This window comes from Paenibacillus profundus, from assembly GCF_021369635.1.
In the GTDB taxonomy this organism is placed as follows: Bacteria; Bacillota; Bacilli; order Paenibacillales; family Paenibacillaceae; genus Paenibacillus_B; species Paenibacillus_B profundus.
Map to the genome: position 1 here is coordinate 1 of NZ_JAJNBZ010000002.1, position 17,264 is coordinate 17,264.

Below are 17,264 nucleotides of genomic sequence, written 5' to 3' on the forward strand. Positions count from 1 at the left end.
AGCAGAGGACTGAAAATCCTCGTGTCGGCGGTTCGATTCCGTCCCGAGCCACCATGTAAATTTGGAGGATTAGCGAAGTGGCCAAACGCATCAGACTGTAAATCTGCTCCCATCCGGGTTCGGTGGTTCGAATCCATCATCCTCCACCATAGTAAGAGCCATTAGCTCAGTTGGTAGAGCACCTGACTTTTAATCAGGGTGTCGAAGGTTCGAGTCCTTCATGGCTCACCAGTTATACAATCAACTTCAATATTATTGAAGTTTTTTTGTTTTATAAGGCATTGCACCATCAGTTCACGATATATGAATATGATTACTTACAGCCGGACTTGAGAACAATCAAGTCCGGCTTTTTGATATTGTCCGGATTAATAGAATAATATCCCTTGCTGTAGATATTTATCCTTGAAACAGGCACTGGAAAAATAGTTTATTAGAGATACAACTTTTGTGACCAAACTGTGAACTTTCGGAGATGTCTTCGGAGAGCTGCAAGCCGTATTATGCGGCATTCCGGAAGCGAATGCCATTCCGACGGGGAGGTGATATATACGGCTGAAGGCCAGCATCCTTAGAGACATGGTAGGGTGAACTAGAAGAGTTGATGTGAAAAATCATCGGTATCCAGACAGTTTGAGCCTGAAACCATGTAAATTGGCAAGATAACGACTTAATTGAGGGAGGAATATGATGAAAATGAAGACAACGAAGAAAAAAACATTTGTTTTTCTGTTCGTGTTGATCGTGTTGTTTTCCTTAATACCTGTAAGCGCTTTTGCAGCGCAGCAATGGTCACCGAACACAAATTATCAGACTGGCGATGTGGTCAATTACAGCGGCACTGCTTATAAATGCCTGCAGCCACATACCTCGCTTCCAGGTTGGGAGCCGCCGAACGTGCCTGCACTATGGTCGGCGCAAGGAGGAGGAGATCCAGATCCCGATCCGGACCCGGATACCCAGGCGCCGTCAGCTCCGGCGAACCTCGTAGCTACCGGGTCCGCTTCGACGACCGTTTCGTTGAGCTGGAGCGCCGCGACGGACAATGTCGGCGTAACCGGCTACGATGTGTTTAAGAACGGGACGCTTGCCGGAACGACGACTTTCACTTCTTATATGGCGACCGGGCTGACGCCGAATACGTCTTATACATTCACGGTTAAGGCAAAGGATGCGGCGGACAACGTCTCCGCTTCAAGCAATGCCGTAACCGTGACGACAGGCTCCGTGGGGCCGAATCCTGATCCGATTCCAGATAAATTACTGATCGGATATTGGCATAATTTCGATAACGGTTCGACAGCTTTGAAGTTAAGGAACGTATCCCCGCAGTACGATGTCATTCAAGTCGCTTTCGCCGAAACGACGGGAGGGAACCACTCCACATTAAGCTTTACGCCATACAATGCGACTGTCGCCGAATTCCAGTCGGATATTGCACACCTTCACAGTCAAGGCAAAAAGGTGCTTATATCCATAGGCGGGCAGAACGGCTCGGTCGAGCTTCATAACAATACCGACATACAAAATTTTGTGAATTCGATGACGAACATAATTCAAACCTATGGGTTTGACGGGCTTGACATCGATTTGGAGGGAGGTTCGATTTCTCTTGGCGGCGGGGATACGGATTACCGCAATCCGACGACGCCGAAAATCGTAAACCTGATTACCGCCGTCCGGCAGCTTAGCAATAATATCGGACCGAACTTTATGCTGACAATGGCGCCGGAAACCGCGTACGTGCAAGGAGGTATTGTCTCATACGCTGGGCCGTGGGGGGCGTACTTGCCCGTTATCCACGGGCTGCGTGATAAGCTGACATTTATACATGTGCAGCATTATAACGCCGGCGGCAACGAGGCGCTGGACGGCCGAGTCTATAATCAGGGTACGGCGGATTTCCAGGTTGCCATGGCGGAAATGCTGCTGTATGGCTTCCCGATTAACCGCAATCCGAACAACATATTCCAACCGCTGCGGGAGGACCAGGTGGCGATCGGCCTGCCTTCCGTACCGAGCGCAGCGCCGTCGGGCGGATACACCTCGGCGGCGGACGTGGCCAAAGCACTCCAATATCTTGTGAAGGGTACGCCGTATGGCGGAACGTATTCAATGCAAAGAAAGGCAGGTTATCCGAACTTCCGCGGTGTGATGACCTGGTCGATCAATTGGGATGCGACGAGCGGATACGCGTTCGCCAACAACGTAAAATCGGCTTTCAACTTTGAACAATGAGAACATGAACGTGGATATCGGTTTATTATGGCAGCCGGACTTGAGAATAATCAAGTCCGGCTTTTTTTGTTTTTATGAACGTGTTGCGGAAGGATATGGGCACTTGGCGTTAAATATAAGTACGAAGACAAGAACGTAGGAAGACAGATACGGCTTGGTGGTGGAGAACGGAGGGGTTCACCATGAGAATTGACGGCTTGCGAACGGAAGAACTGACGGCGTTAATTAGTCAAGCGCGTCTTGGAGACCGGGAAGCATTCGGCGAGTTGGTTCGACGCCATCGGGCCCAGATGGTTATGTGGGCTCGCCGCATTATAGGTGACGCCGTGTCGGCCGAAGATATTGTGCAAGATGCGCTTCTGCAGACGCTTCAGAAGCTTAACACGCTGAAGGATCCGGATAAATTCGTTCCCTGGTTGCGGATGATCGTGCGCAATCGTGCTCTGATGGAGTTGAGGAGCACTGCTAGAGCACGCTCTGCTGGGTGGACAGGCTGGGCAATGGATGACGGTATGGATACGGAGCAGACGATGCACCTGGCTCAGCAGGAGGTTGATCTGCGTGCAAACCTGGTAGACCCTGCCGATACTGAACTTAAGCGGCAAGCACTGGCTGAATTTGAACGGCTGTTCGAGCGCCTAGGTGAGCGGGAGCGTGCTGTATTGCAAGCACATGCATTGGCTGAATTGCCGATTCCGGAAGTGGCTGCCCGGCTTGGGATGAAGAGTGGAGCCGTCTATACCGCATTGTCGCGAGCGCGGCGTAAGCTGAGCGATGCGAATTTTCAAGCACAGGTATCGCAATATGTAACTGGCCGCCGTCAACGGGGGCTTCAACAATCCGGGATTGTAAGCGGGGCAAGGTATCATTGGTTCGCTGCTGCGCATAACACGATGGCGGCTACGATATTGGAGACGCTTCTGGCTACGGGCGTCCGCAATGTCTCCTTAACCGATGTGATGGGGCTGTCTGGACACGCCTTCAGCCTATATGCGACTCCCGATATTGGACTGAGCAGCGCATATGCCTTTGATTGGGCGAAGACAATGAGATTTGGTTGGAGCAATCTAGGCTATTCAGCGGTTATATTTGGCGGAGCCGGGCTGACTCTGCGTCAGCCGGACGAGCTGATTGGAGCGATGGAGCAGATGCAGGACTCCATTATGCGCGGCACTCCGATTGTTGCATGGAACGTAGCAAGCGCCGAGTTCGGTCTCATCTGCGGCTTCGATGACAGAGCCAGCGAATGGATGGTGACGGACACGACGGTAAGCGGCAAACGGCTGCCATACGATAAGCTTGGCCGCAATCATCCGGATGCCGAATGGTTCGCAGTCATCCCTGGGACACGTCATCCGGTGTCATGGCGCGATACGCTGAACCGTGTCTTCGTGCAAGCCGTCCGCCATATACGCGGTCACGAGAAGGCCATACTGCCAGGCTGCGCCGTCGGATTGGATGCATATGTGACATGGATAGAAGCCTTTCAAGAAAGCAAGATAGCCGATCCGCTATCGGTAGCGTATCATGCTGCCTATACGGCTGAAGCGAGACGCAACGCAGCGCGGTTCCTCCAAGCAAGATTAACAGATGGCACAATGAATAATGTCTGCAGGGAAGCGGAGCCGGCCGTTCATCATGCATATGTTAGCTACACGACGGTTGCGGAAGCGTGGGCTGCGCTATCGCGCTTGTTTCCGCTGCCGTTCGGCGGCAATTCACTTGGACCGGGTCCTGCTGAACGAGCCGTGCGGCTGTTGGAACGGGCGGTTGCAGAAGAACGGCAAGCGGTAGACGCGCTGGAAGAAGCGGCAGATTGGCTGGAGCGTAAGGTCGGACGAAGCTGAATCTTTTTTTAAAATATTCAATGATATGATGTAAGAAATAGTGAGCTTGGCGCATCCATATGAAATGAAGGCTTTCGAAGCTGAATCATTTCCGTATAGGAGGAGTAACTATGAATCAAACGACAAAGGCAGCAGAACAAATTCATCCAGTAAAAAACCGTATCGGTGGAGTATTCATGCACGTTAGCAATATGGAGCGCTCTGTCAATTGGTATCACAAGTTGTTCGGCTTGCCCGACCGATCGTCTGTAACCGACAAGGTTCACGAGATCACAATGGATGGGGGGAGCGGTCTTGTGCTCGATCAGCACGGATATGATCGCGGACTGTCGATGGCAGAGCGGCCGCTCCTGATGTTCCAATCCCCAGACGTGCATGCCGCATACCGATTCGCGAAGCAGAATGGCATTCCGATCGAGTGGGAGATTGAACAATATCCAGGCATGGCGTTCTTTACGCTGCGCGATCCGGATGGCAATCTGCTCATGGTATGCGGAAATCCGGGTGAGACAGAGAGTGGGAACGGATCGGAACCAATGGAGGCCGCGGCTGTCCGATATGATGGCGGCGGGACTTGGCTTGCGGTAAGTGGTAACTTGACACAGGGAGAGCTGACGCCAGAAGGCTTGGTGTTAACGGGAAGAGCGGTAACGGATGAATCCTTCCGCACTCCAATTCGGATAGAGACAACGCTTCGCCTGGAGGCTGGATGTTTACGCTTGCTGTTTGGCCCTCATGGAGAATTAACATTCAACTATGGCCCATCTGCAAGCGGGGGAGCAGGTGAAGAGTTCTACGTCAATCACCCGAGCTTGCATAAAACGTTCAGCTACACGGGAAAAGGGACTGTACCGTATGGACAGTGGGTGCGTGTCGAATGGACGATCCGGGAACGTTCCATGGAAATACATCTCGACGGGCAATTGTTTCATGCCCAAGAGGGTTACTTCGGAGATACGGTCGGACTTGCCGGTGTTGGGTGTGATAATGGTCAGGTGACGGTACGTTCCTTCTTCGTCGAGCCGCTTGCGGTGTCAGAAGGGGTTCCGCATCTTGCCGTCTCAAGCGAGGGAGAGCCGATAGACGAATTGATCCCGGCTGAGGTCTGTCATCCAGTCATAACGGGAGATGGGCTGTGGTTGTCTTATAATGATCAATGGGGAGATGCGCGTACGAAGGCGGCATACTCAGTGCCTTTTCAATGTCGGAGTCTCATCCGGACGGATACGAACTCGCTCGTACTGTATGGAGGCGCCTCTGCACAGGTGAAATTCCATACGGGCGGAGCGCTTAGCTTCATCGATCCGGTTACCAAAGAGGAGACTTGGGCGGAAGGCAAGGGGGCACTGCCGAATAAATGGACGGAAGTGATCTGGAAAATGGAGTCGGACCGCGCGACGATTACTGTGGATGGAGAAGTTAGGCTAGAGCATACAGGGGATTTCTCCGGGTGCAGCTTCCGGCTTGGTATCGGACCTGATCAAGGAAGCGCGCTTGTTGTAAAGTCGGTGGAAGTTGTAACGTTAATATAGTATCGTTATCATAATGTGCAGCAGCCTGTGACTCTAAGTAGAGGAGCAGGCTGCTTTTTTTGTACAAATGGGGGAAGCTGAAGGGATACGCTCAGTTATGATACAATGAGACAAAAGAAGACGGACGAATGGGCGGAGTGAACAATCATGGAAAAGCAAGCTTTGCAGCTGCATATCGAACGAATTCTCGGCAAGAAGTTGGTGCCGTTGTCAGTACCAACCGAAGAGTGGCACGATTGGACGAAGGCGCAGGACTTCGAGCGGCAGTCATCGGCTCCCGTAGTCATGCATCAGCGTAACAGCAACTGGGTGCTGCTGTGGAAGTCAGGTACATCGACAACAGAACTCATGCAGGTAGATGAACATGCTTTAACGGAACAGGAACGGCAATGGATCGAGCTCATCCTCTGGATGGAGCACCAGCCGAAGCCTGTGCTTCCCAGCACGCATTTGGGCGATGAGCAGCAGGCGCTAATGTTGGGACAATGGATTATCGAACGTATGAGGGAAGGCGATGGAAGCGCAGAGGTTCCTGATACATTTTCCTGGAAAAACAAAATGTTCACCCAAGTCGTACCGTTCCTGCTTGTTGCAGAACATGCGCACCGGGAAGGTCCTGGTTACAAGGATTTATATAGATTGATGAAATCCTATTTTGGAGGCGATCTCATTCTGCTTCCGCTATCTGAAAAAGAATGGTTTATTTTGTGTCCGGAACAGCTGACCCAAGCGAATGAAGCAGATGATGACGAAGACGAGAGGGAAACGATGGAAGAACTGCTGACATCGTTCTGCCTCGGATTGTATGAGCTGCTCGCGAATGAATGGGTTGGCGAAAGCCATTTGTCTATTGGATACCCATTCTCACCGGTAAAAGGTATGCCAGGCGTCGTAGCTCAGCTGCGGGAGACCATTTATTTGGGACGTACGTTTCATGTAACGGACAATATACATTTGCCATGGGAGCTACACCTAGAGCGTCTCGTGAACAGTATTTCGGACGAAGTGCGCAAGCAATTCCTGCAACGTGTTGTGACGAAGGCGGACAGCTTTACAGATGTAGAGACGATGGCGACACTTGGAACTTTTTTTCAATATGATTGCAGTGTGAGCGAGACGGCCAAAAGATTATATATCCATCGTAATACTTTACTGTACCGTCTGGACAAAATAAAGCATGAAACAGGACTGGATGTGCGCAAGTTTACGGACGCCGTACTAGTGAAGCTCATTTTGCTATTGTACAAAGTAACGAAATAGGACATTCATTTTTTGTGCAACTTGTGTATAGTTATTTGTACAGGGTTTAGTTAAGATATAAGTAACCGATTTCATGATAAAAATGTTTAAGGGGGAAACGCACATGGCAGGCGTACGTTTAGAGCACATTTACAAAAAGTATCCGGGTTCCGACAATCCAACGGTAGTAGACATTAATCTGGACATTCAAGACAAAGAATTTCTCGTATTGGTAGGTCCTTCCGGTTGCGGTAAATCTACAACACTCCGTATGATTGCGGGTCTTGAAGAAATTTCCGAAGGTAAATTGTACATCGGCGATCGCCTAGTTAATGACGTGGCTCCGAAAGACCGTGACATCGCGATGGTGTTCCAATCCTACGCGTTGTATCCGCACATGAACGTGTATCAGAACATGGCGTTCGGTCTGAAACTGCGTAAATTCAAAAAAGAAGATATCGATAAACGTGTACGTGAAGCAGCTCGCATTCTCGACATCGAGCACTTGCTTGACCGCAAACCGAAGGCATTGTCCGGTGGTCAGCGTCAGCGTGTTGCCCTCGGCCGTGCTATCGTCCGTGAGCCTCAAGTATTCTTGATGGACGAACCGCTTTCCAACTTGGATGCGAAATTGCGTGGTCAGATGCGTTCTGAAATTTCCAAACTGGCAAAACGTCTGCAAACGACGGTTATCTATGTAACCCATGACCAGATCGAAGCAATGACGATGGGTGACCGTATCGTTGTTATGAAAGATGGTATCATTCAACAAGCGGCTTCACCAGACATCCTCTACAATAACCCATTGAATATGTTCGTTGCAGGCTTTATCGGATCTCCGACAATGAACTTTATTAATGGCACCTTGTCTGAAGAAGGCGGTAACTTCCGCTTCAAGGCACCGGGATTGGATGTTGTCGTACCTGCAGGTAAAGCACAAGTGCTGAAGGAAAAAGGCTTCATCGGCAAAGAAGTTATTCTCGGCGTTCGCTCCGAGGATATCCACGAAGAGCCTGTATTCTTGGAAGCATCGCCTAACAGCATCTTCACGGCTTCCATTGATGTTACGGAGAACATGGGTCATGAAATGTTCCTTTACTTGACAGGCGTAGGCAAAGAGACGATCATCGCACGTGTTGACGGACGTTCCAACTCGAAAGAAGGTCAAAACGTGAAGCTTGCCATCGATATGAATAAAGTTCATGTCTTTGATAAAGACTCAGAATTGAACCTGTTCGAAAACTAATCAATGAAAACACAGAGGCTAGCCATTCCGGCTAGCCTTTTTTGGATAGTGTATGCCTTCCGCCTCGGAGTCATGTTACCTCCCCAAAGAAGGTACGCCCGTTCGAGCCTTTGCCCCACTCTCCCCTTTATTCAGAACAGCAGCAACTCATTCCCTTGTAAACGAGTATTTTTCATAGATTGAAAAAGCGATCTATATAAGTTGAACCTATTTAGCCCCCAATTAGATTGGAGAGCGACTTAGGAGTCCTTTTCTGTTCTATCTGTACGGTTCTTGTCCCGAGCAGGTTGTCATTGCGAGAACTGGCACATTGATTTGCACGTCGTTTTCCTTTACGATGATTACAATGAGGTAAGGGCACTTCGCCGCAATGGGATTACAGATGAATGAAGTGCCGCCAGACGAAGGAGTGAACGACGATGGCCAAGAAGGTGAAAGTTGCCGAAATGGTGGAGCAGTGCCACCTGGAGGTATTGGCTGGCGAGCAAGGCTTGAAACGACCGATTACAGTCGATGATCTGCATCGTCCTGGGCTGGAGATGGCCGGGTATTTTGAATACCATCCGAAAGAACGGGTTCAACTCATTGGCAAGACGGAATTATCTTTCTTTGAGACGTTATCGCCGGAAGCGAAGCGAGAACGGATGCAATTGTTCTGCTCCGAGGAGATGCCGTGCATTATTGTGACGAGAGGGCTTGATGTGCCCCGGGAGCTGATTGACGTCTGTCAAGAACAGCAGGTTCCCTTGCTGCGCTCACAAATGGCGACGACGATTCTATCGAGCCGCATTACGAACTTTCTGGAGAAAAAGTTAGCGCCGACCGCGACGATTCATGGCGTTCTGGTCGATGTATACGGTGTTGGAATGCTCATTTCGGGAGGCAGCGGAATCGGAAAAAGTGAAACCGCACTGGAGCTTGTCAAACGTGGACACCGGCTCGTCGCCGACGATGCCGTAGAGATTCGGCAAACTTCTGATTTTCAACTGCATGGCTCCGCGCCAGAACTGATTCGCCATTTGCTTGAAATTCGCGGTATCGGCATTATTAACGTCATGACCTTGTTCGGGGCAGGGGCGATTCGTAATAACAAGCGCATTAGCGTGGTCATTAAATTGGAGAATTGGCAGCAAGATAAGCAATATGACCGTCTCGGCATTGACGAGGAGAAGACGCGCATCATTGATACCGATGTTCCCCTTGTGACGATTCCGGTGCGTCCCGGACGGAACTTGGCCGTAATTATCGAGGTGGCTGCGATGAACTATCGGCTGAAGCGCATGGGCTACAACGCGGCGCTGCAGTTCACCAATAAGCTGACGGAAACGATCGCGGAGGATATGGAAGATTTCGATTGATTTCGCAGCATGCGTGTAAATGGGATGAATGAAGGAGTGTGAAGGATGGCAACATTGTTGCTCGATCCGATAGCCTTTCAGCTTGGACCACTGAAGGTGCATTGGTACGGCCTAATTCTTGGTACGGCTGCACTAGTCGGTCTGTTGTTGGCTATTCGTGAAGGGAAACGCTTCGGCATTTCCCAAGATTTTTTCATGGATTTATTATTATTCGGCGTACCTTCCGCCCTTGTGGGCGCGCGTGCGTATTACGTCGCGTTCAAATGGGACGATTATAAGGATGACTGGCTTGAAATCTTTAAAATTTGGCATGGGGGCATTGCGATATACGGCGCTTTAATTGGTGCGGTCATCTGTGCCCTTATCTATGTAAGGAAAAAGGGGTACAGCTTCTGGCGCATCGCTGACTTCTGCGCGCCCGGACTGCTTATCGGACAAGCGATCGGACGTTGGGGCAACTACGTCAACCAAGAAGCTTACGGCGGTCCTGCCTCTGAGTCCTTCTTGCGCAATACGCTTCATCTGCCCGACTTTATCGTCAATCAAATGAATGTGAACGGGACGTTTCATCATCCGACATTCTTATATGAATCGGTATGGAGCTTCGTCGGCGTCCTGCTCTTGTTCGGACTGCGCCGGCTGCGCGGTGTTCGCAGCGGAGAGGTGTTCATCAGCTACTTGATATGGTATTCGATTGGCCGTTTCTTCATCGAAGGCTTGCGTACAGACAGCTTGGCCTATCAAGGCTCGGACTGGGTCGTATCATTGGTGGATGCATTATGGTCACCGATGTACGTCTTATTTGAACCAGGTTTCTTGGATCCCGACTACGGAAACGTGCGTATTTCGCAGCTGATCGCCATCTTCCTCATCGTGGCGGGAATTATTCTGATCATTGTCCGGCGTGCAACAGGAGCGGCGAATACCCTGTACAGTTCGCCAATTACATCTGCGCGTATGCAGGCAAATGCTGCGCCTCAACAGAGCGAAGGAATTAGCACCAGCAACATTCAAGCTGATGACTCAAAGAACAATGCCGTGAATTCTACGGCAATGCAGGAGAATAAGCCAAGGCAGGAGCCGGAGCGCATATCGGATTCCGATTCCGGGTCCCTCGAGGCGGACGATGATCTTGAGCAAGAGAGCGATGAGCCTGCGACGGACGATGCTTCCATGAACGCGCCGGAGGCTGACAGTCAGACGAAGGAGACTTAGCATATGATTCGAACGGTATTATTTGATTTGGACGGAACCATTATCGACACGAATGAGCTTATCATCCAGACTTTCCTGCACGTGCTGAAAGACAAGACGCCGTCTCCGTTCGCGCGAGAGCAGATCATCCCGAGCATGGGGCTTCCATTGGACCATCAAATCCGTATTTTTACGGGGATGGAGCAGGTGGATGATCTTGTAAAGGCTTATCGGGAATATAACATTGCCCGCCATGATGAGCTGGTGCGCGAATTCCCCCACGTCACCGAAGTCATTGCAGCGCTGCATCGCCATGGAATACGGCTCGGGGTCGTAACGACGAAGATGCGTCTTACGACCGAGCGGGCGCTGCGCATGTTCGGGCTGTACGAGCAAATGGGTACGATTGTTACCATTCAGGACGTGAAGCAGCCTAAGCCGCACCCTGAACCGGTGCTGCAGGCTATCGAGGCGCTGCAGGCCGATCCGGCTACCACACTTATGGTGGGGGACAGCCCTGCAGATATTCAATCCGCCAATGCGGCGGGTGCGATATCCTGCGGCGTGGCGTGGTCGTTGAAGGGAGAATCGGTTCTGCGTCAGTATGAGCCTCGCCATATTATTCATGACATGCGCGACTTGTACGCGATCGTCGGATTGGAGCGGGATAAAGGGTGAGAGACGTTGAGCGGCATCCTGTAAAAGGCCCGAACAGCTTGTGGCAAATATACCGCACGGTCAGTCCTTGGAAAGGCATGTGGAATTTCATATGCATCCAGGTGGCCCGGTACTGCCCTTCCTTACGGGTCAAGCTGTGGATTTACCGCCGATTGCTTCATATGACAGTGGGGCAATACACGGCTTTCGGTCTGATGGCGATGGTGGATGTATTTTTTCCGGAACGCATTGAGATCGGAGACAACACCATTATCGGGTATAATTCCACAATCTTGGCGCACGAGTATTTGATCCATGAGTATCGACTCGGAACCGTTCGGATTGGCAGCAACGTCATGATCGGAGCAAACAGTACGATTTTGCCCGGAGTGACCATTGGAGACGGCGCCGTAGTAGCTGCGGGAACGGTTGTGCATAAGGACGTCATGCCTGGACAAATGGTAGGCGGCAATCCGATGCAGGTGATCCGCGAGTCCTCTCACTAGAATACACAGCAGCAGGCAGAATAGCATAACTGAAGACCGGAAGAAATGGCCAAGCCAGAGCTTCCGGTTTTTTTACTTGAGATGCTGAGGGTCTTTGCAGTTCAAGGAGATTGGGTATCCTGTATGAAAAATAGGAATGACAATACAGGAGAATTATGCTAGTTTGTTATGTATATAATGACAGGGAATTGAGGGAAATTAGAGTGATGTGGATGAAACGCGCAGCAGTCGCCCTACTGCTCTTAGCTGTCCTTTGCTCGACTGTGTTCACGGAAGCGGATGGAGCTAGAGCATTATCGTACCGGATTGAATGGGAAGGGAAGGCACGCGAAGACAGGTTCGCAGTGCAGATTGGAGATGAGTGGTACATTCCAACCGATGTGCTGGCTCATGCCTACGGGATTAAAGTTCAGGCTAGAGGCAACGAATTGCAGCTGTCATCGACGGCGAATGGGGAATCACATTGGAATTACGAGCCTATTCATTATCGAGACGAAGTTATTACTGTGATGTACCACAACATAGAGAAAAATCCGAGTCACATGACGTTCATTTCACCAGACCAGTTGGAAGATCAACTGCAGCACATGCTAAATGACAATTTTCACTTTATTACGATGGAGCAATACATACATTTTATGCTGCACGGGGGAACGGTACCGCCGAATGCCGTTTTATTGACCTTTGACGACGGGTATGAGAGTTTTTATACCGAAGTGTACCCTATCTTGTTAAAATATCGTATAACGGCTACCAATTTCGTCATCGTATCCTCGATCGATAACCGCAAGCAGATAGGGCGTCCCAAATTGACTTGGGAGCAAATGAGGGAAATGAAACAGCATGGGATGAGCTTTTATAGCCATACATATGATTCACACGCCTACGCTTCGATTGATCAACGAGGAAAACAGAGACCGATGCTGACCCGTCATCTGTATATAGCGAAGGAACAGAGGTTGGAAACGGACAAGGAATATATAGCCCGAATCAAGCGTGATCTGGGCACCGCCGAATTGCGGTTGAAGGAGATGCTCGGAAACAACCAGAGCGTGCTTGCATTTCCATACGGGGCTTATACCCAGGATGTGCTTAAGGCGTGCAGGGAACTTGGGATCCACATTACATTTATGGTAAAGCCGGGCATTAACCAGCGCTCGAAGCTGAACGGTTACCGCATCAATGCTGGCAATCAGCAGATTCATTCGGCTGACTTGATTGAGCAAATGCGCAACCGGGGCCTGAGGACGAAGCTGTCCCGTGCCAAATCGCCGTATGTCGTCAAATGGAACGGTACGGCACTGGGCTTGGAGCGTACACCTATCGTAAAGAACGGAAAGTGGTATTTACCACTAAGCTTGATTCGGGATTCCTTCGGACTGCACTTCCAAATCGATTCCTCTTTACAAAAAATACGCTTATTTACTGGAAAATAACAATAGATGAATAGAGGACAAGCTTTAAAGGGGGGGATGAAGATGGCGGCACGCAAGGAGCGCATAACAGCGATACCTATCGTTCGTGCGCTGGCCATGCTTGGTGTAATAAGCGTCCATGCAACGTCGGATGCGGCTGTAGAGATGACTCGATCGAAAATGTATTATGGGTACACGTTTTTTAATATTTTTTTCAAATACGGTACACCAACGTTCATTTTGCTGAGCAGCTTTGTCTTATTTTATAACTATGGCGGGCGGGAAATGCTCCAGTCGTCCGTGCTCAAGAAATTTTATCGCAATCGACTGCGGTATGTCATTATTCCGTATATCCTTAGTTCAATCTTTTATTTTACATTCGTACACACGACGATCTACACGGATCGAAGCTGGGATGAGATGATACGGACGTTTGTCACTCAAATTCTAACCGGTTCAGCGTATACCCACTTATATTTTGTTTTTATCAGCATTCAGTTCTATCTTTTGTTTCCGCTAATGCTGCAGCTGTTCCGCTCACGGAAAATAACGGCCTGGGCGATTCCCCTTGGGTTGTTGCTCCAGTGGGGATTTGTCGTATGGAATAAATATGATTTGCAAGTTGTATCGAAAGGCAGCATTGCGTTATCGTATATGAGCTATTATTTCTTGGGTGCTTATTTGGGATTGAATTACGAGCGCGTGCGACCATGGTTAAGCTCGTTGGGAATGAAGGGCGTGCAAAGGTCTTACCGTGTCGGAACGGCTCTTCTGTGGGCAAGCTGGCTCGTATGCGCGCTTCTGCATGTGCAGATTTGGTTCTGGACCCGTTCTACAGGGCGCATTATGGATTCGTTAGTTTACGAGCTGTTATGGAACGTTCATACATTGTTGTCGGCTATCGTTCTCATGCAGTTGGCCTTTTATTTGGAACGCCGGCTGCCGGAGTTATTGCGCCGTGCGATGGTTCGATTGGGGGAGTTGTCTTTTGGCATCTATTTGGTGCATCCCATCTTTCTTGCCGTTTATCGACAGGTGCCTTGGCATCAGGGCAAATCGCTGCTGTATCCGCTCTATTTGGCCGGGGGGTATATGTTTGCTCTCGGCATGTCGTGGCTCGTTGTATCGCTCGCGTTCAGCTTTATTCCCTTTGCATGGGTAGGGTTGGGCGCCCCTCCAAGCCGATCGTTGGCTAATAGACGCCGAAGCTCGAGGGTATCTGTAAGCTCAACCAGCTCGGGCGCTTGAGGAAGGTTCGAGAAGGAGGATAAGCCGTCTGTGCAAATGCGCAGGCGGCTTATTTTAGCGTTGGATAAAACCATTCTCTGAATACGGTTATTCATCCTCGTGAAGCGTTCCGAAGGTGCCTTCAGCCGAGAAGAATGCGGCGTTAGCTGGTTTCTCCACAAAATACGCAGGCCAGTCAATCGGTGTGGACTCGAATGCTGCGGTCTCTCTCTTCCGTGTGCGCATTTCGGAAAACTCGTTCTCGCGTTCTCACGCCATCCTGTATCGATTTGCCCTTTTGGCCACTCTCCCAATGCTTCAGACTGTGCGCTGAAAGGCTCGGTACGTGATGATTGACTCGGACATGTAGTGAATGGCTAGGGAGTTGACAGCAGGAAGGCGAGCCATGGTACTGTGAGCCAAGTCAACGGGTATTTGCAAAGGCATGGTGAGTACAGCCAAGTCGACCGAGGTTGCATCGTGGAACCAATACTGTTTTATATTTGAGTTGTTTGAGATCATCTTCAATCGGATGGTCTATTTTGCATGCGAGAAAAATATTGGAAAATGTGTTGAAGTTTAATAGACGCACGGTGTGTGAATGTTGGGGCCGATGCACAAGGATTGGAAAAAAAATATTGTTGTTATGATGGAGGAATGGGCTAATAACTACTGTTAAGTAAGGATGATCTTTGCCAATCAGGCAATGATATTGTGCTCATTTTCTGAATAGTTGGGAGAGTGGTCAAAAGGGCTTTTAAAGGAGGCTTCCTTAACGGAGAGCAAGCGGTTGCGCACAATTGTCTGAGCATGTACTGGTCGAGAGGATGCTTCCGTAAGTGGACTGCCTGAGCAAGGTCCTTCTGTAGGAGGGAGTTGTGAGAGGAACTGTGGAATGGAAAGGATTGACGCGCCGTTCGTTCCGTGATAATATACTTTTAATTTCTTCAATTTGCTAATAAGGTAACTTGGTAATATATTAACACACTAAAGCATCAAGGGCGGGGTGACAGGATGACAAAGCCAAGAATGTTCGAGAAACCTTCAGGTGTTCGTGATTATTTGCCTGAAGCCGTGCGCAAGCTGCGGTATATCGAGCGTGAAGCGCTCCACACGATGGAATGCTGGGGATACAAGCAGATTATTACTCCTACGATGGAGTTCTATGATACGGTAGGCACGGCAAGCTCCACCTCGGATCATAAGCTGTTCAAGCTCTTGAATCAACGGGGAACGACGATGGTGCTTCGTTCCGATATGACGGCCCCGATAGCGCGCGTCGTGTCCTCGCTGCTGGGCAAGGAGCCGTTTCCGATTAGGCTGTCTTATCACGCTAACGTGTTTCGTTCCATGGAGGAAGAGGCGGGTCGGGAAGCAGAGTTCTATCAGACGGGAGCCGAATTGGTCGGTGATGGAGCTCCGGAAGCTGACGCGGAAGTGATTGCACTGGCGATAGCGTGTCTGAAGGCGACGGGAATCGATCGATTTAAGGTTGCTCTCGGTCACCACGGGTATTTGCAAGGTTTATTTGAATATACGCTGCCGCAGGGCGGGGAGCCGCAGACACGGCTTAAGCAGTGCCTCGTACAGCGGGATGTGGTCGGCTTCCGCGAGCAGGTGAGCGCCCTGACGGTGACGGCTGAACAGAAGGAACGATTGGAAGCCGTGCTTCAGCTGCGGGGCGGTCGAAGCGTGTTGGCAGCCGCACGGGGGATAGCCGATGAGCCCGCTATGGAGGCTTCCCTCCTTCATTTGGAGCAGGTGTGGGAAGTGCTTGAAGCTTACGGTGTCAGCGAGCATATTGTACTCGATCTGACGATGATGGGTGACTTTTCTTATTATACAGGCATGATTTTTGAGGGCTATGCAGCCGAGATGGGCTTTCCGGTAATGAGCGGAGGGCGGTATGATAATTTATTGCAGCAATTCGGGCGTTCAGCGCCAGCTACGGGCTTCGCACTTAAGACGACGCGCATTATGGATGCCATATCGTCCGATCAGCAGGATAACGAACGTGGAGCAGCCGCCACGATCATCCATTATGACGAACTGTGCCGCAGAGAGGCGTTGACGGAAGCGGCCCGGCTGCGGGCCGAAGGCAGAATCGTCATCACGCAGCGTGTGGATCAGTTGAATTGACCGCAATACGGAAAGAGGGTGCCACTTATGCAAGACTGGCTAAAGGTAGCTATGCCGAAAGGGCGTATTTATAAGCAAGCATCGGCTTTATTTCGAGAAGCCGGGCTGTCAGTGCCTGAGGATGAGGATGATTCGCGCAAATTAATTATCGATGTCCCTGCGGCGCAGATGCAATTCATCATGGCGAAGCCGGTGGATGTGCCGACGTATGTGGAGTATGGTGTAGCGGACGTCGGTATCGTGGGCAAAGACGTCCTGATGGAGGAAAGTAAGGACGTATACGAGCTGTTGGATCTCGGCATTGCCCGCTGTCGCATGTCGGTTATCGGACTCCCTTCATGGAAGCCGGTCATTCATTTGCGGGTCGCAACGAAGTATCCGAACGTTGCTTCCCAATATTTTCGTGAACAGGGTCAGCAGGTCGAAGTGATTAAGCTGAACGGATCGATAGAACTGGCCCCGCTCATCGGGCTTGCGGATCGGATTGTAGATATGGTGGAGACGGGGAAGACGCTGAAGGAGAACGGCTTGGTCGAGTTGGAAGAGATGTTCGGCATCACGAGCCGCCTTATCGCGAACCGAGTGAGCTATCGCATGAAAAATGAACTCATTCAAGGGTTGTGCGATCGGCTTCAAGCGGTCATTTCACCGCAAGTAACGTTGTAA

14 protein-coding genes and 2 tRNA genes are annotated in these 17,264 nt (G+C 50.4%); 15 read left to right on the forward strand and 1 reads right to left on the reverse strand.

What is annotated here, in order from left to right:
* Nucleotides 1-63: 63 nt before the first annotated feature.
* From LQV63_RS02795 to LQV63_RS02855, 13 genes are all read left to right on the forward strand, one after another.
* Nucleotides 64-149: transfer RNA gene (locus LQV63_RS02795), tRNA-Tyr, on the forward strand.
* Nucleotides 150-155: 6 nt separating this feature from the next.
* A tRNA-Lys gene (locus LQV63_RS02800) sits at nucleotides 156-231 on the forward strand.
* Between the two features lie 459 nt (nucleotides 232-690).
* Nucleotides 691-2,238 (forward strand): chitinase, encoded by a 1,548-nt coding sequence (locus LQV63_RS02805; RefSeq protein ID WP_233695570.1) that lies wholly within the window; start codon nucleotides 691-693, stop codon nucleotides 2,236-2,238.
* A gap of 182 nt (nucleotides 2,239-2,420) precedes the next feature.
* Nucleotides 2,421-4,085, forward strand: a complete 1,665-nt coding sequence (locus LQV63_RS02810; protein ID WP_233695571.1) for an RNA polymerase sigma factor — start codon at nucleotides 2,421-2,423, stop codon at nucleotides 4,083-4,085.
* A 110-nt stretch (nucleotides 4,086-4,195) separates the two neighbouring features.
* Nucleotides 4,196-5,617 carry a VOC family protein gene (locus LQV63_RS02815; RefSeq protein WP_019421931.1) on the forward strand — a complete coding sequence of 474 codons (1,422 nt, stop codon included), beginning with the start codon at nucleotides 4,196-4,198 and terminating at the stop codon, nucleotides 5,615-5,617.
* Between the two features lie 147 nt (nucleotides 5,618-5,764).
* Nucleotides 5,765-6,877, forward strand: a complete 1,113-nt coding sequence (locus tag LQV63_RS02820; RefSeq protein WP_019421932.1) for a PucR family transcriptional regulator — start codon at nucleotides 5,765-5,767, stop codon at nucleotides 6,875-6,877.
* 103 nt (nucleotides 6,878-6,980) lie between these two features.
* Nucleotides 6,981-8,102 carry an ABC transporter ATP-binding protein gene (locus tag LQV63_RS02825; RefSeq protein ID WP_019421933.1) on the forward strand — a complete coding sequence of 374 codons (1,122 nt, stop codon included), beginning with the start codon at nucleotides 6,981-6,983 and terminating at the stop codon, nucleotides 8,100-8,102.
* Between the two features lie 419 nt (nucleotides 8,103-8,521).
* On the forward strand, nucleotides 8,522-9,460 hold the full coding sequence (hprK, locus tag LQV63_RS02830; protein WP_019421934.1) for an HPr(Ser) kinase/phosphatase: 939 nt from the start codon (nucleotides 8,522-8,524) through the stop codon (nucleotides 9,458-9,460).
* 45 nt (nucleotides 9,461-9,505) lie between these two features.
* Nucleotides 9,506-10,675, forward strand: coding sequence for a prolipoprotein diacylglyceryl transferase (gene lgt, locus LQV63_RS02835; protein ID WP_233695572.1), 1,170 nt, complete (start codon nucleotides 9,506-9,508; stop codon nucleotides 10,673-10,675).
* Between the two features lie 3 nt (nucleotides 10,676-10,678).
* On the forward strand, nucleotides 10,679-11,332 hold the full coding sequence (ppaX, locus tag LQV63_RS02840) for a pyrophosphatase PpaX (protein WP_233695573.1): 654 nt from the start codon (nucleotides 10,679-10,681) through the stop codon (nucleotides 11,330-11,332).
* A complete protein-coding gene (locus LQV63_RS02845) occupies nucleotides 11,329-11,817 on the forward strand; it encodes an acyltransferase (RefSeq protein WP_233695574.1) in 489 nt (162 codons plus the stop codon). The genes ppaX and LQV63_RS02845 overlap by 4 nt, the downstream gene beginning before the upstream one ends.
* A 206-nt stretch (nucleotides 11,818-12,023) precedes the next feature.
* Nucleotides 12,024-13,253 (forward strand): polysaccharide deacetylase family protein, encoded by a 1,230-nt coding sequence (locus LQV63_RS02850; protein WP_233695575.1) that lies wholly within the window; start codon nucleotides 12,024-12,026, stop codon nucleotides 13,251-13,253.
* 42 nt (nucleotides 13,254-13,295) lie between these two features.
* Nucleotides 13,296-14,480, forward strand: coding sequence for an acyltransferase (locus tag LQV63_RS02855; protein WP_233695576.1), 1,185 nt, complete (start codon nucleotides 13,296-13,298; stop codon nucleotides 14,478-14,480).
* A gap of 87 nt (nucleotides 14,481-14,567) precedes the next feature.
* On the opposite strand, the gene LQV63_RS02860 is transcribed toward LQV63_RS02855, so the two are convergent.
* A complete protein-coding gene (locus LQV63_RS02860) occupies nucleotides 14,568-14,705 on the reverse strand; it encodes a hypothetical protein (RefSeq protein ID WP_233695577.1) in 138 nt (45 codons plus the stop codon).
* Nucleotides 14,706-15,473: 768 nt separating this feature from the next.
* On the opposite strand from LQV63_RS02860, the gene LQV63_RS02865 reads away from it, so the two are divergent.
* On the forward strand, nucleotides 15,474-16,598 hold the full coding sequence (locus LQV63_RS02865) for an ATP phosphoribosyltransferase regulatory subunit (RefSeq protein WP_083858864.1): 1,125 nt from the start codon (nucleotides 15,474-15,476) through the stop codon (nucleotides 16,596-16,598).
* A 27-nt stretch (nucleotides 16,599-16,625) separates the two neighbouring features.
* Nucleotides 16,626-17,264 carry an ATP phosphoribosyltransferase gene (hisG, locus tag LQV63_RS02870; RefSeq protein WP_019421942.1) on the forward strand — a complete coding sequence of 213 codons (639 nt, stop codon included), beginning with the start codon at nucleotides 16,626-16,628 and terminating at the stop codon, nucleotides 17,262-17,264.